This window comes from Domibacillus sp. PGB-M46, assembly GCF_022668875.1.
Classification (GTDB): Bacteria; Bacillota; Bacilli; order Bacillales; family Domibacillaceae; genus Domibacillus.
The window spans coordinates 1-222 of the sequence record NZ_JAKGCR010000119.1; the positions used below are offsets into that span (position 1 = coordinate 1).

The following is a 222-nucleotide window of genomic DNA, read 5'->3' on the forward strand; positions in this document are numbered from 1 at the left end:
GCGCCGCAGCAATACCGGCCGGTATTCTATTTCGGTCATTTGCGAGATGCCTTATTCCCCGTATAAACCAAGCACCAGCGATGCCGTTGGCATTGACCTGGGATTAAAAGAGTTTGCCGTGCTCTCCAACGGTGAATCCATTGCCAACCCGAAATACTATCAAAAATACGAAAAGCGATTAGCCTTTCTTCAGCGTGCGTTTGCACGTAAAAAAGAAGGGTC

General features: G+C 48.2%; 1 protein-coding gene. It reads left to right on the forward strand.

Features of this window, described 5'->3' with window-relative positions; translation table 11 throughout:
* Positions 1–222 (forward strand): transposase (locus L2D08_RS23890; RefSeq protein ID WP_242238036.1); only part of this gene is annotated, 222 nt, incomplete at both ends.